The sequence below is a fragment of the Streptomyces sp. BV286 genome (assembly GCF_019090165.1).
Taxonomy (GTDB): Bacteria; Actinomycetota; Actinomycetes; order Streptomycetales; family Streptomycetaceae; genus Streptomyces.
Genome location: NZ_JAHRIB010000143.1, coordinates 153,323 through 167,987 on the forward strand (window position 1 = coordinate 153,323; position 14,665 = coordinate 167,987).

At 72.1% G+C, this 14,665-nt stretch carries 10 protein-coding genes, 1 tRNA gene and 1 pseudogene; 4 read left to right on the forward strand and 8 right to left on the reverse strand.

Features of this window, described 5'->3' with window-relative positions:
• Positions 1-2 precede the first annotated feature (2 nt).
• From KUF83_RS23140 to KUF83_RS23150, 3 genes are all read left to right on the forward strand, one after another.
• Positions 3-926, forward strand: coding sequence for an NAD(P)-dependent oxidoreductase (locus KUF83_RS23140; RefSeq protein WP_217456700.1), 924 nt, complete (start codon positions 3-5; stop codon positions 924-926).
• 187 nt (positions 927-1,113) lie between these two features.
• Positions 1,114-2,736: an MFS transporter gene (locus tag KUF83_RS23145; RefSeq protein WP_217456701.1), complete on the forward strand. Its 1,623-nt coding sequence runs from the start codon at positions 1,114-1,116 to the stop codon at positions 2,734-2,736.
• Between the two features lie 31 nt (positions 2,737-2,767).
• Positions 2,768-3,484: an SDR family oxidoreductase gene (locus tag KUF83_RS23150; RefSeq protein ID WP_217456702.1), complete on the forward strand. Its 717-nt coding sequence runs from the start codon at positions 2,768-2,770 to the stop codon at positions 3,482-3,484.
• Between the two features lie 70 nt (positions 3,485-3,554).
• Here the strand turns inward: KUF83_RS23150 and KUF83_RS23155 are convergent.
• Positions 3,555-4,763 (reverse strand): annotated as a pseudogene (locus KUF83_RS23155) (FAD-dependent oxidoreductase); the annotation flags it as partial.
• Between the two features lie 260 nt (positions 4,764-5,023).
• Here KUF83_RS23155 and KUF83_RS23160 point away from each other — a divergent pair.
• The gene (locus tag KUF83_RS23160) at positions 5,024-6,838 is read left to right on the forward strand and encodes an ABC transporter ATP-binding protein (protein ID WP_217456704.1); all 1,815 of its coding nucleotides are present in this window, start codon (positions 5,024-5,026) and stop codon (positions 6,836-6,838) included.
• Positions 6,839-6,872: 34 nt separating this feature from the next.
• Here KUF83_RS23160 and KUF83_RS23165 read toward each other — a convergent pair.
• From KUF83_RS23165 to KUF83_RS23195, 7 genes are all read right to left on the reverse strand, one after another.
• Positions 6,873-6,947: transfer RNA gene (locus KUF83_RS23165), tRNA-Ser, on the reverse strand.
• Between the two features lie 110 nt (positions 6,948-7,057).
• Positions 7,058-8,146, reverse strand: coding sequence for a glutamate--cysteine ligase (locus KUF83_RS23170; RefSeq protein ID WP_217456705.1), 1,089 nt, complete (start codon positions 8,144-8,146; stop codon positions 7,058-7,060).
• 344 nt (positions 8,147-8,490) lie between these two features.
• A complete protein-coding gene (locus tag KUF83_RS23175) occupies positions 8,491-9,195 on the reverse strand; it encodes a hypothetical protein (protein ID WP_217456706.1) in 705 nt (234 codons plus the stop codon).
• Positions 9,192-10,838, reverse strand: a complete 1,647-nt coding sequence (locus KUF83_RS23180) for a serine/threonine-protein kinase (protein ID WP_217456707.1) — start codon at positions 10,836-10,838, stop codon at positions 9,192-9,194. The genes KUF83_RS23175 and KUF83_RS23180 overlap by 4 nt, the downstream gene beginning before the upstream one ends.
• 325 nt (positions 10,839-11,163) lie before the next feature.
• Positions 11,164-12,195, reverse strand: a complete 1,032-nt coding sequence (locus KUF83_RS23185) for an ABC transporter permease (protein ID WP_217456708.1) — start codon at positions 12,193-12,195, stop codon at positions 11,164-11,166.
• Complete coding sequence (locus tag KUF83_RS23190; RefSeq protein ID WP_217456709.1) at positions 12,192-13,154, reverse strand: ABC transporter permease; 963 nt, start codon at positions 13,152-13,154, stop codon at positions 12,192-12,194. The genes KUF83_RS23185 and KUF83_RS23190 overlap by 4 nt, the downstream gene beginning before the upstream one ends.
• Positions 13,147-14,664, reverse strand: coding sequence for a sugar ABC transporter ATP-binding protein (locus KUF83_RS23195; protein ID WP_217456710.1), 1,518 nt, complete (start codon positions 14,662-14,664; stop codon positions 13,147-13,149). The genes KUF83_RS23190 and KUF83_RS23195 overlap by 8 nt, the downstream gene beginning before the upstream one ends.
• Position 14,665: the final 1 nt, after the last annotated feature.

A 14,665-nucleotide genomic window follows, 5' to 3' on the forward strand; every position in this document is an offset into this window, starting at 1 on the left:
GCGTGCGGGTACTGGTCGCCGGAGCCACCGGAGTGGTCGGACAACCGCTGGTGGGCGCGTTGCGGGAGCGCGGTCACCGGGTGAGCGCGCTGGTACGTGAGGGCTCCCGGGACCGGGCCCCGGAGGCCGACGAGGTCGTGGTCGCCGACGCACTCGACCGCGAGGCCCTGTGTGCGGCGGTGGCGGCGGCCCGGCCGGAGGTGGTCGTCCACCAGCTGACGGCGCTGCGGCTTCTGCGCGACGACCCGGCCGGGGCGTTCGCGCAGACCGCGCGACTGCGCACCGAGGGCACCGCACATCTCGTCGAGGCGGCCCGCGCGGCCGGCGCGCGGCGGCTGGTCGCGCAGTCCATCGCCTTCGCCGCCGCCCCCGCCGGAGGGCCCGTCCTCGACGAGGACGCACCGCTGTACACGGACGCGCCGGACCCGGGCTGGGCCGCCACCGTACGGGCCGTCGCCGAGCTGGAGCGGCTCGTCCTGGGCGCCCAGGATCTCGCGGGTGTGGTGCTGCGGTACGGCACGCTGTACGGCGCCGGGACCGCGTACGCCCGTGCCGGCGGGACCGCGCAGCGGGTACGGGCAGGCCGCTTCCCCCTTCCCGAAGGCGGTGCCGGTGTCACCTCGTTCCTGCACGTGGACGACGCCGTGGCGGCCGCTGTTCCGGCGGTCGAGTCGCACGCCACGGGGGTGTTCCATGTGACGGACGACGAACCCGCCCCGGCCGCCCAGTGGCTGCCGCACTACGCACGGACGCTGGGCGGGCCCCCTCCGCGGACGGTCCCGGCGGACCTCGCGCCGCGGCTGCTCGGCTGGTTCACGGCCCATCAGCTCACCGCGGCACGGGGCGCGGCCAACGACCGGGCCCGCACGGTGCTGGGCTGGAAGCCGTCTAGGCCGACCTGGCGCGACGGGCTGGGCGCCGAATGACGGTGTCGAGCCTGACCGTGACATGGACCGGCTCGGGCACCGGGGCCGCGGGCAGAACCGTCCTCGCCCACGCCTTGCCGGACTCCGGGGCGAGATCCGCCGTCAGGCCCTCGCCGGCGAGGGCGGACAGCGTCACCGGGGAGCCGGCCGGGCGCCTCGCCGCCATTCCGGGCAACGGAGGCCCCCGATGAGCAGGCCGAGCGAACCAGCGGGGAAGGTCGCGGGCTCCGCCGGGGGCCCGTCCCGGCCGCGAGCGATCCTCGTGGTCGTGGTCTGTGCCCAGATGCTGATCTGGCTGGACACCTCGGTCCTCAACGTCGCCGTCATCACCCTGGCCGACCCGGACAGGGGCCTCGGGGCGACTCCGGCCGAACTGGAGTGGGTGGCGAGCGCCTACACGCTGATGTTCGCCGGGACGCTCTTCGCGGGCGGCGCGCTGGCCGACCGGTTCGGCCCCCGGGCCACCCTTCTCGCGGGGCTCACGCTCTTCGGTGTGGCCTCCGCCGCCGGTGCGTTCGCGACGGGCCCGGCCTGGCTCGTCGTGGCCCGTGCCTTCATGGGCGTGGGCAGCGCCCTGCTGATGCCCGCCACCCTCTCGGTCGTCGTGCAGAGCACACCGCCGGACAGGCGCACCCGGGCGATCGCGATCTGGAGCGCGTCCAGCGGTCTGGGCGTGGCCGTCGGGCCGGTGGCCGGCGGGGCACTGCTCAGCCACTTCTGGTGGGGTTCGGTGTTCCTGGTCAACGTGCCGATCGTGGCCCTGTGCCTGGCCGCAGTGGTGGCCGTCGTCCCCGAACTCAAGGGCCCCGGGCGGCAGGTGCTCGACCTCCGGGGACTCGCCCTGTCGGTACTCGGACTGGGCGGCGTGGTCTACGGGATCATCGAGTTCGGCAACGGACAGGCCTGGAACGGGCCGCACGTACTGCTGCCCCTCCTCCTGGGAGGCGCGCTGCTCGCCGTGTTCGTGGCCGGCCAGCGCAGCTCACCGGCGCCCAGCCTGGACCTGCGGCTGTTCGCACAGCCGGGGTTCGCGGCGGGGAGCGTGGTGCTCCTGATCGTGTTCATGGCTTTGGCGGGGCACCTGTTCTACGCGGCCTTCTATCTCCAAGGGCCGCGCGGCCTTTCCCCCGCGGACGCCGGAACCGTGATGATCGCCGCCGCGGTCGGCATCGTCCTGGGCAGTCAGGCCTCCCCTGCGTCGAGCCGGCTGCTGTCGGCCCGCTGGACGGTCGCCGCCGGAATCCTGGCCACCGCGGCCACGTACGTCGGCTATCTGTGGTTCGACGGGCGGACTCCGATCCTGGTCGTCGCCGCGTTGCTGTGGGTTCAGGGCTTCGGCATGGGCCTGGTCGGCACGCCGGTCACCGCGCTGATGATGAGCGCGGTGCCATCCCGTCTCGCGGGCGCCGGATCGGCCGTCAACAGCGTGACCCGGCAGGTGGGAGGGACGCTCGGGGTGGCACTGTCCGGATCGATCCTGTCCGGCGTGTACCGGGAGCGCATGGCGGACGCCCCGCTGCCCGGAGGGCCGAAAGGGCTGCCGCCCGACGCCGAGGAACAGGCGCGGACCTCGGCCGAGGCGGCACGCTCGCTGGCCGACTCGCTCAGGCTGCCGGAACTGGCCGCCACCGCCGACCGTGCCTACCTCGACGCGATGTACGCGGCCACCTTCTGGACCGCCGTGCTGGCCTTCGTCGGGCTGGGGGTGTGCGTGGTGGGGCTGAGGGAGCGAGCGGCGCGACCGCAGGGCCTCCCGGAAGGGCGACAGGAACCGCGGGAGGCGCGGGACGACCATGCGGAGACCGCGTGAGAACCGCGGCGTCGGAGAAGGAGAACACACGATGACGCAGGGGACGGCCCGTTCGGTGCTCGTGACCGGGGGCAACAGGGGGATCGGGCTGGCCATAGCGCGCCGCCTCACGGCGGCGGGGCACCGGGTCGCCGTCACCCACCGCCGTGACGAGCCGCCCGCGGCCGAGGGATTCCTCGCCCTACGGTGCGATGTGACGGACAGTCAACAGGTCGACCGGGCCTTCAGGGAGGCCGAGGCGGCCCACGGTCCGGTCACCGTCCTGGTCGCCAACGCGGGCGCCGCCCACGACCGACTGCTGGTACGGATGAGCGAGGCGGACTTCACCGGCGTCGTCGACACCAACCTCACCGGGGCCTTCCGGGTCGCCCAGCGCGCCATACGCGGAATGCTCCGCGAGGGCCACGGCCGTATCGTGCTGATCTCCTCCACGTCGGCGCTGCACGGCGCACCCGGGCAGACCAACTACGCGGCGGCGAAGGCCGGCCTGGTCGGGTTCGCCCGGTCGCTGACCCACGAACTCGGCCCGCGCGACATCACCTGCAACGTCGTGGCCCCCGGCCTGACCGAGACGGACATGAACCGGGCGCTCACCGACGGACAGCGCCGGGACCTCCTCCACCGGACCCCCGCCGGCCGCCCGGCCCACCCCGAGGAGGTCGCCGACGCGGTGGCGTTCCTGACCACCGCCGGACATGTGCGCGGCGCGGTCATCCCGGTCGACGGAGGCGCGGGGCTGGGGCACTGAGGGACGCCGCCTCGACCGGACTGACGCCTGCAACGGCGCCTGCGCCGCGGCCGGTGCCACCGGCTTGCCGCTATCGAGGCGACGATCCCGGCGAATCGCTGCCGGCCTCGGTCCACAGGTCGGTCTGCCAGTCCAGGTGCCGCGTGAGTTCGTCGTCGCCGGGGCGGGGCGCGGGCGCTGCCTGCCCCGGTCGGGCCGGCGGGCGCACACCGCGGGAGATGTTGCCGCTGGTGGTGACGTTGTCCTCCACCCGCGGGCGGCGGAGTGTCTCGTACAGGGCGAGCGCGGTCTCGGTGTCGGGTGCGTCGCGCAGGGACTTCGCGAGGACGACGGCGTCCTCCAGCGCCATCGAGGCCCCCTGCCCGGTCGCGGGGGAAGCCGCGTGGGCCGCGTCCCCGATGGTCAGCGTGCGGCCGGAGCGCCAGGGTGTGCCGGTGGGGATCTCGGTGGCGTTGGTGACCATGATGCGGTCGGTGGTGGCCGCGACGATGTCCGCGGCAGGGGTGGCGTCCTTGCGCAGCAGCTGCAGGAGCAGATCACGCCAGTGGGCGGGGGTGGCACGGGCGACCTCGTCGCCGGCGAGAGGCTCACCGGCCACACGCGCGAACCAGTACGTCTGGCCGTCCGGCGACACCGCGTAACCGAAAGCGGCGGCGCTGCCCCGCACCATGGTGATGCGCTCGCTCTCCTCGGCGTTCTCCTCGGCCAGGAGCACGTCGTCGGTGTAGCCGTAGAAGACACGCTGTCCCGCGTAGCGGGGCTGTACGGCGGGAGCGAACTGCTGTCGTGCGACGGAGTTCAGGCCGTCCGCTCCGACGAGCAGGTCACCTGTCGCGCTGCTGCCGTCGGTGAAACGGGCGGTGACACGGTCCGGGGCGCCCTGGACGGACGCGAGGCGGGCGCCGTGCCGGATGTCGATGCCGCGATGGGCGGCCTCCGCCTGCAGGGCGGTGGCGAGGTCACCGCGGTGCAGACAGCGGTACCGCAGGAGCGGGTCCCCGGCCTCACCGAGCGGGACCTGGGCCACGGTTGCTCCCGTGTCGTCGAGGACGCGCATCGAGCGCAGCGGGAAGCCGATGGCCGTGACCGCGGCGGAGGCGTCGATCTGGGCGAGGGCCCGCATGCCGTTGCTCGCGAGGGTGAGGAACGCGCCGATGTCCTCGGCCGACTCGGGGTGCGCCTCGTACACGGTGACGTCCGACCCCGCCTTGTGCAGGGCCAGCGCGGCCGCCGTACCGGCGATCCCGCCACCGATGACAAGAATGTGCGCCACGTCGTGTCCCCCGCTCGTGTGTGTACGGCCCCGCGGCCGCCCAAGTACCCGGGAAACGCCGCGACGACCGCCTGGGTTCCGGGCCACGCGTCCGGGGCTCCCAGGAGGCGGAAAAACGCTTGGACTCTGCACGCGTCGTCGCGGGACACTGCGATTCCTGGCCCCCGTCCCCGCCACCCGAAGCGGAGTTCCGCACGGGTTTCGACGCGACGGCATCTTCCCGAGGAAGCGGGTGACGGGCTGCCGTACGACGACACGGGGTGGGGATGGGATCACCTGAATCGCGTGAGGTTCCGCCGGGCAGGGGCGCGGTGTTCCTCGCGCTTCGTCACTACGGGCGGGAGTTGCGCCGGCTCCGGCAGTTCTCGGTGCCCGCGATGCTGCTGCCCGCGCTCGGCAACATCGGCATCGGCTACATCGCGCCGCTGATCGTCGCGAAACTCGTCGGCCGGATCGCCACCGAGGGCGGCATCGGCGTCGGTGCGGCGCTGCCGTACGTCCTCGGCTTCGCGGGCGTCCTGCTCCTCTCTGAGACACTGTGGCGCCTGGGACTGCACTGTCTGAACCGGCTCGACGCACGCGGCATCGAGAACCTGTACGTGATCGGCATGGGCGAACTGTTCGCCAAGGACGCGGCGTTCTTCCACGACAACTTCGCCGGGTCGCTGACCAAGCGCGTACTGAGTTTCGCCTCCCGGTTCGAGGAACTGGTCGACACACTGACGTTCCAGGTCGTCGGCAGCCTGGTGCCGCTGGTCTTCGGGTCGGTGGTGCTCTGGCGGTACGAACCGCTGCTCGTCGTCGCCCTGTTGGGGATGCTCGCACTGACGGCACTGTGCGTGGTGCCCCTCATCCGCCGCCGGCAGGCGCTGGTCGCCAAGCGCGAGGAGGCCATCGCCCGGGTGTCGGGCCATGTCGCCGACAGCCTGATGAACATGGACACGGTCCAGGCGTTCGCGGCCGAGGAACGCGAGGCGGCGGAGCACCGCTCCCGCGTCGCGGAGTCGCGGCGGCTCATGCTGCGGTCGTGGGACTACGGCAACCTGCGCATCGACACACTGGTCGCGCCGATGTCCGTACTCACCAACGCGCTGGGCCTGCTGCTCGCGGTCGCGCTCGGCGGAAGCGGACACGGCGTGGAGGCGGTCGTGGTCGCCTTCACGTACTACACGAACGCGACGCGGATCATGTTCGAGTTCAACCAGATCTACCGCCGTATGGAGAGCTCGATGACGGAGGCCGCGCAGTTCACCGAACTGCTGCTGATGCCGCCGACCGTGCTCGACCCGGCATCGCCGGAGCCCTTGCTCTCCAGGCCCGCCGACGTCCGCTTCGAGGACGTGACCTTCGCCCACGCGGGGGCGGGACCCCTCTTCGAAGGGCTCGACCTGACCGTGCCCAGCGGGACGAAGATCGGCCTCGTCGGACGGTCCGGCGGAGGCAAGACCACGCTCAGCCGGCTGCTGCTGCGGATGACGGACATCGACGCCGGCCGGATCCTCATCGGGGGACAGGACATCAGCAGGCTGCGCCAGGCCGACCTGCGCAGCCTCATCGCCTACGTGCCGCAGGACCCGGCGATGTTCCACCGGACCCTGCGGGACAACATCGCGTTCGCCCGGCCGGACGCCTCCGACGCCGACATCCGCCGCGCGGCCGAGACCGCACACGTCACCGAGTTCGCCGACGCGCTCCCGGACGGGTTCGACACCATGGTGGGCGAGCGCGGGGTGAAGCTGTCGGGCGGCCAGCGTCAGCGGGTCGCGCTCGCCAGGGCGATCCTGCGTGACGCTCCGATCCTGTTGCTCGACGAGGCCACCAGCGCACTCGACTCCGAGAGCGAGGTCCTCGTCCAGGAGGCGCTGTGGCGGCTCATGGAGGGACGGACGGCGCTCGTGGTGGCGCACCGGCTGAGCACGGTCGCCACGATGGACCGGCTCGTCGTCCTCGACCGGGGCCGGATCGTCGAACAGGGCTCGCACCAGGAGCTGCTGGCGGCGGACGGCGCCTACGCGAAGCTGTGGCAGCACCAGTCCGGTGGATTCCTCGACGACAGTCCCGCCGGGGCCGACCTGCGCTGACGCTTGGACGCACCACGGAGGAAGGCCGTGAGGGGGCGGGGCGGTCGGATTCGAACCGACGTCCTCCGAGATGTCGTCGCGGCGCACTACCTCTGTGCTACGACCCCGCCTTGCCGGTGATCGTAGGCCCCGCGTGCCCCGGCCTGCCACCCGGTTTCGGTACACAGGACGGCAGGCACCACGTGGGCCGGGCCGACACGGCCCGGCCCACGTCCGCGCTCACGTCTGGGTGCGGCGTACGCACTCCGTGACCATGTCGCCCAGGCTGCCGGTGCGTTCCAGGATCTGGCGCTGGATGCGGGCGCCGTTGCCGTGGCGCAGCAGCGCGTCGGCGGCCGTGTGCACCTGGTGCGAGTCGTCGCTGTCGTCCAGTGCCTGGCCGACGTGTTCGAGCAGTGCGCGAACGACGTCCTCGGCGGGGGCCGGCTTCATGGTCAGGGGGTGCAGCAGGTCCTCTTCCAGCCCGGACCGGGCGGCGCGCCAGGCGGCCAGGCGCAGCAGGTCGACGGTGTGCTCGGCCGGCGGCTGTCCGGCACGCCACTCGCGTGCCGCCGTCTCGACGAGTCCACGGGTGAGGGTCGCGATCAGGGTGGCGGTACTGGCCTCGAGACAGACGTCCGAGACGCGGATCTCCACGGTGGGGTACCGCTCGGAGAGCCGTGCGTCGAAATAGATCATGCCCTTGTCCCGCAGCACGCCGGTGGCCACCATGTCGGTCACCCGCCGGTGGTAGTTGTCGGCCGAACCGAAGAGCTCGGTGGGGCCTGCCATGGGCCAGCGGACCCACACCCGGCTGCGGTAGCTGCTGTAGAGGCTGTCGCGGCCCTGCCAGAACGGGGAGTTCGCACTGATGGCCGTCAGCACGGACAGCCACGGGCGGATCCGGTCGAGCACCGCGGCGCCCTCGTCGTCGGATTCGACCGACACATGGATGTGGCAGCCGCAGACGAGCTGCTCCTGGGTCGGCAGGCCGAACTCGCGCGCCATCCACTGGTATCTGCTGTTCATGCTGACCGACGGCCTGACCGGCAGCGGTGACGTGGCGAGTGCCACGACGGCCGTCCCGATGTCGCCGGCGACGCGCGCGGCCTCCTTCCGGCAGCGGACGATCTCCGCGCCCAGGTCGCCCATGTCCGACTGCGGATGGGTGGCGAACTCGAGCTGCTGGTTGTGCAGCTCCTTCTCGAACGTCTCCTCCGCCGGAGAGTCCCTGGCGGCACGGGCGAGTACGGCAGCGGACAGGGCCTGCGGGTCCCCGGTCTCAGGATCGACCAGGAGGAGTTCTTCCTCCACACCGACGGTACGCACGTGATACAGCCTCTCTGACAGGTCGCTACGGACAACGACGAGGAAGCCGGGGAAGCGATGGCCGGCCCACCTCCGTGAACTGCATGGTCCGGCCGTGACGCCTTCTCGCCCGCACGAAGGGGTCGGCGTGCGCGAAGTGTGCCCCGGCAGGGGCGGTCAGGGTGCCGGTGGCTCGCTCCCGTTTCTCTCTTCCTCGACGTCGTGGCGGTGACGGCCTGTGCTCCCGGCGTCCGAGTGCCCAAAATCGGAGGTCGGACACCAGGAATTCCCTGGTCGACGCTCCTTCTGGTGAGCATGGCCGTGGCTTTGAAGCCGACGCGGCGGTGTCCGGCGCTCGTCCGCCGTCAGGAGCAGTCGTAGAGGAAGCGGATCGTGGATGTGTGCCGGCCGGGGGAGAGGACGTGCAGTTCGGCCTGGGCCCGGTAGCGGCCCTCGCCCTGGAACGACCACAGCAGGTGCACCCGTGCCTTCTTCCGGCCCGCGGGCATCACCTCACGCAGGACGGCCGAGGTCGTGCCGTCGCTGCGGACCCATCGGTAGGACAGGGTGCCCGGCCTGCCGTTCGTGGTGATCACTCCGACGATGTCCGCGGTGCTGTCGCAGGACACGGTCGCCCGGGACGTGGTGACGGCCACCTCGTCCGTCGTGATGCCGGCGCCGGAGCGCTGCCAGGCGAGGAACGCGATGACCAGGAGCAGCACCAGTCCCGGCAGGACGTGGCGGCGCAGCCCTCCCCGGGGAGACCGCGTGGGCGCCGTCACGACCGTGGGCGGTGACATGTCCGGACGGTGTGCGAGAGCGGCGGTCACACCGGGGCCGAAGCGCAGCACCGTGCCTTCGACCCGGTCGGGCGGTGTCTCCGGCGTGGCCGGTGCCTCGGCGGCTGGCTCCCGGGCCGGCGTGGTGTCCGGCTCGGGTCTCTGGAACCAGTGGCTCCCCAGGACGGTTGCGCTGTACTCCGCGTCCGCGTCGGTGTCGGGGGAATGGTCAGGCGGTACGGGCCAGGAGACGCTGCCGGACGGGGTGGTGGAATCGTCTGCCGAAGTCAACGGATGTCACACCGCCTCGTCAGGATCTGCTGAGAGGCGCCGCCGTCGGCGGACGCGGGAGTGGTCGTGGCCTGCACGGCCCAGTAGCAGCCCTTGCCCTGGAACGTGTGGTCGACGGTGAACGTGTACTGCGTGGCGCCACTGCGGTCGAACGTCTGGGGCGTCGCGTCCGGCGTGCCCAGCTGACCGCTGGTGTCGCCCGTGTACCAGACAAGGGTCACGGAGATCGGGCCGGTGCCGTCCGTGGAGACGGAGACGGTGGTCGTACCCGTGGTGGTGCCCGTCTGGCGGAGGCCGGACACGGCGACGTCCTTGACCGCGGGCGCGACGGGTGCGGTGGGGGAGGCGGTGGTCGGGGTCGGCGCGGCCGTCGTTCCGCCGGTGGGTGTGGCCTCATGCGCCGGCCCCGAGGAGGACGCCGTGGGGTCTCCGGAGGCCGAGCCCTGCGAACCGGACGGGGAGGCGCCGGACGGCCCGGCGGGCGCCGAGGACTCGGCCGGACCGCTGGACGAGGCCGGTGAGGCGGTCGAGGTGGGCCCCGACTCCACTCCGGGCCGTGCGCTGGTCGTGGCGAACGCTTCGGCCGCCTGGTCGGCCGCCGCGTTGTCGCTGCGCGGCATGCCGTAGGCCAGCACGATCGCCAGGAGCGCGGCCGCGGCCGACACGAGCAGGCCCGGACGGGTGGGCCGCCACGCGTGGCCCCACCCGCCGCCCCCGCCGCCTCCCGAACGCAGCACGGTGCGAGCGGTGTCGGTGGTCGTCTCCGCCCGGGGGCGGAGAGGGGGCCGCAGCAGTACCAGCAGGGCCGCGAGTGCGGCGAGCCTCCCGCGGCCGCGTTCCTCCCACTGGGGCCCGTATCCGGCGACGGCCGCCGCTTCCAGGTCCGCGACGAAGGCCTCGGCGTGCGCGGGGCGTTCCGTCGGCGACTTGGCCAGGCCGCGGCGGACCAGCGACCGCACCGGCTCGGGAACCTCCTCGGCGGGGACCGGCGAGTCGATGTGCCGCAGCGCGAGTTCTGCGAGGTTGTCGGCCGGATACGGCTTGTGACCGGTCAGGCACTCGAAGAACGTGGCCGTCGCCGCGTACACGTCGCTCGCGGGTGAGGCGGGCGCGCCGGTCCACTGCTCCGGCGCCATGTAGGAGGGTGTGCCTGCCACCCCGGCGCTCTCACCCGTGGACACCGCGATGCCGAAGTCGACGAGCTTCGACCCGCCGTCGGGCCGGACCAGCACGTTCTCCGGCTTGTAGTCGCGGTGGACCACCCCGAGCCGGTGCGCGTCGGCCAGGCCGAGCAGTGAGCCCTTGAGGATCACGAGTGCGGCTTCGGGGTCCAGCGGACTCTGCCTGGTCAGCAGGGAGCGCAGGGACACACCGTCCACCAGCTCCATCACGATGGCCGCGCCGTCCGGGCTCTCGACGTACTCGTACAGCCCCGTCACGTACGGACTGTCGAGCCCCGCGAGCAGTCGCGCCTCCGCGCGGAAGTCGTGGACGAAGCCCGGCCGGGTGTGCAGCGACTCGCTGAGGTACTTCACCGCGACCGGGATGCCGGTCTCCCGGTGCACGGCCAGGACGACCCGGCCGCTCGCCCCGGAGCCCAGCTCCAGCGATTCGGTGTAACCAGGTACTGCCCACGTGTTCATCCGCATCCCCTCAGGGCCGTCGTGGTCCCGGCGCCTCCGTGGACATCGGAGTCTTCGGCCACGCGATGGGAGACACATTTTCGGCCATGTCGGTTGCGGAAGGGTAGCCCCGATCGCCATGCCGCAGGAGGCCTTATGGCGGCGCCGGAATTTCCCGCGCCGCGGACTCTCCCCGCCGATCGGCCCGGTTCTTGGACCGGCCTTCCAGGCCGGGGCCGCGACACGGCCTTGTCCGGGGCGGCTCCGCGCAGCTCCGGACAAGCCCGTTCGTGAGCCGCTAGGAAGGGCCGCCCGGTACGTGTCCGGCGCGGGGGCCACCGTCCGGTCACAGCACGCGCCGCCTGCGTCCCAGCCAGGTCTGGGCCACGACCACGACGGCGAGGAAGGCACCGCTGACGACCTGCTGGTAGGCGGAGTCCAGGGAGCCGATCTGGTTGATGACGTTCTGGATCACCTTCAGCAGGAGCACGCCGACCAGCGCGCCGCTGACGAAGCCGAAGCCGCCGGAGAGCAGGGTGCCTCCGATGACGACCGCCGAGATGGCCTCCAGTTCCATGCCCGACCCGAGGATCGTCACGCCCGACACCAGCCAGGCCGCGTTGAGCGCCCCCGCAAAGCCCGCGCACAGGCCCGACAGGGCGTACACGGCGATCTTCGTACGCGCCACCGGGGCACCAATCAGGGCGGCCGCGTCCTCGTTGCCGCCCACGGCGTACACGTACTGCCCGAACCTGGTGCGCCGCAGGACGACGGCGCCCATCACGAACAGCGCCACCGTGATCCACACCGGTACACCGATGCCGAGCAGTGAGCCCTGTCCGAGCGTCGCGAAGGACGAGTCCCTGTCCACGAGATACGTCCGAGAGCCCTCGTCGGTGATCGCCAGCAGGATGCCGCGCGCACCGAGCATCGAGGCGAGCGTGACGATGAAGGGGGCCAGCCCCGACCGGGCGATGAGCAGTCCGTTGACCACGCCGATCAGGCCGCACACGGCGAGGGGGAGCAGGAGGGCCACCGCCGTGCCGTACTGCGAGCCCCAGGCCGCCAGTACTCCACCGAGGGCGAAGAGCGAGCCGACCGACAGGTCGATGCCACCGGTGACGATGACGAACGTCATGCCGAGCGCCACCACGGCCAGGAAGGCCGAGGACAGCGCCATGTTCTCGAGGTTGTCACCGGTCAGGAAGGTGTCGAAGGCCAGCGACGCCACCGCCATGGCCACCAGGAGGGTGACCAGGGCCCCGTGCTGCTGGGCGAGGGCACTGAAGCGCTCCGCGCGGCCCGGACCGCCGGCCTCGCCGTTGACCGGGTGGTTGGCGCCGGCCCGCAGGTCGGCTTCCGTGGCCTCGGTGGTCATCGCTTCCCCCGTTCACGGGCCGCGTACACCGCGGCGACGATCACCACGGCCTGTGCCATCTGCGTCCACGACGGCGGCAGGTCGTGCTTGACGAGCGTGGTGGTCAGCAACTGGATCAGGACGGCGCCGGCGACCGTTCCGCCGATCCGTATCCGGCCCCCGGACAGGGGCGTGCCGCCGACGACCACGGCGGTGATCGCCGACAGCTCCATGAGGGTGCCCAGCGAGGTGGGGTCACTGGCTGTCAGCCGTGCCGTGGCGAGGATGCCCGCCACGGCGGCCAAAGCGCCGGAACACGCGTACACCACGATGAGGACCCGGCGTACGGGCAGGCCGGCGAGGCGGGCCGCGGGCCTGCTGTCGCCCACGGCGAGCAGTTGCCGCCCGAAGGTGGTGCGGCGCACCACGAAAGCCACCAGCAGGGCCAGGGCCGCGGCGATGAGGACGAGACGGGGCACGCCCAGTACGTCGCCGGAGCCCAGAGCCGCCATGCCCGGATCGCGTACGTCCTCGAGCTGGGGGAGCAGTACCAGGGCGAGCCCGCGGGCGGCGACCATGAGGGCGAGCGTGGCGACGATGGGCTGGACGCCGAGGAAGGCGATCAGTGTCCCGTTCGCCAGTCCGACCGCGATACCGCCCGCCACCGCCATGAGCGCGGCGACCCACGGCCCGTAGCCGAGGTAGAGGGACAGCAGCGAGGTGGACAGGGCCATCACCGAGCCCACCGCCAGGTCGACGCCCTCGGTTCCGATCGCCAGCGCCATGCCCAGGGCGACGATGAGCACCGGTGCGACCTGGACGGCCTGGGTGCGGAAGTTTTCCGCCGAGACGAAGTGCGGGGTGAAGGCGAAGTTGAAGAGCGCGAGCGCGACCACGCCCGCGTAGACGCCGTACTCCTGCAGCAGGCCCAGCAGTTTGGCGCGGTCCACCGGGCCGCGCGTGAGCGTCAGTTCAGTCATGGCCGGCCCCGGCGGGTTCGGCGGCGATGGCTCGCATCAGCGCTTCCTCGGTGACCGCGTCGCCGGTCAGCTCGCCGACGACCGTGCCGTCCTTGAGCACGACGATCCGGTCGCTTCCCTCGATCAGCTCCTCGGTGTCGGAGGAGATCAGCAGCACGGCGAGTCCGTCGTCGGCGAGTTCGTCGATGAGGGCCTGCACCTCGGCCTTGGCGCCGACGTCGATTCCCCGGGTGGGCTCGTCCAGCAGCAGCACCTTCGGGTGCAGGGCGAGCCAGCGGGCCAGCAGAACCTTCTGCTGGTTGCCGCCGGAGAGTTCGCCGACCTTCTGGTGCGGGCCGGCGGACTTGATGTGCAGCCGCTTCACGAAGGTGTCGACGATCCGGTCGACGCGGGCGTTGTCCACCAGGCCGAACCGCGAGAGGCCGGGGAGTGCGGCGAGCGCGATGTTCTCCCGTACCGACAGTCCGGGGGCGATGCCTTCGGCCTTGCGGTCCTCCGGCAGGAGGCTGATGCCGGCGCGGATCGCGGCCGGAGTCGAGCCGGTTCGCACGGGCACACCATCGACCGAGACCCGGCCCGAGTCCGCCGGCAGCGCTCCGGCGATGACCTTGGCGGTCTCGCTGCGGCCCGAGCCGAGGAGCCCTCCCAGACCCACCACCTCGCCCGGACGAATGGAGAGCGACACGTTCCGCAACTGATGACGAACCGTCAGGCCTTCGGCGTGCAGGACCGGTTCGGATGCCGCCCGGTGGGAGCCGGTGAACTTGGTCAGGCCCTCGCTGCGCACCTCGCCGATCTCCCGGCCCAGCATGAGCGAGACCAGCCGCAGGCGCTCGAGACCGGCGAGCCGACCGGTGTGCACCACCCGTCCGTCCCGCAGCACGGTGACGGCGTCGCAGATCTCGTACAGCTCGTCCATGCGGTGGCTCACGTAGACCACGGCGATACCGCGCTCACGCAGCATGCGGATCACGTCGAACAGCGTGCTCACCTCGCGCGGTTCGAGCGACGAGGTGGGTTCGTCCATGATCACCACCCGGGCGTCGAGGGCGACGGCACGCGCGAGGGCCACCATCTGCTGGGCCCCGACGCCGAGTTCGCGCAGCGGTCGGCGCACGTCGACCCGGATGCCGAGGCCGAGCAGCGCTTCCCCGGCCTCCCGGTGCATGCGGCGGAAGTCGATCAGACCGAGCCGGCCGCGGGGTTCGCGGCCGAGGAGGAGATTGCGGGCCACGCTCATCAGCGGGACGAGGTTGACCTCCTGGTAGATGGTGGAGATGCCTGCCTGCTGGGCCTGCAGCGGGGTGGTGAAGCGGACCGGTGTGCCGTCGTGGACGATCTGGCCCGCGTCCGGACGGTGGACGCCGGTGAGTACCTTGATCAGGGTCGACTTGCCCGCGCCGTTCTCGCCGACGAGGGCGTGCACCTCCCCGATGCGGGCGGTGAAGTCCACGTCGGACAGTGCCTTCACGCCGGGGAAGTGCTTGGACACGCCGGTGACGGAAAGCATG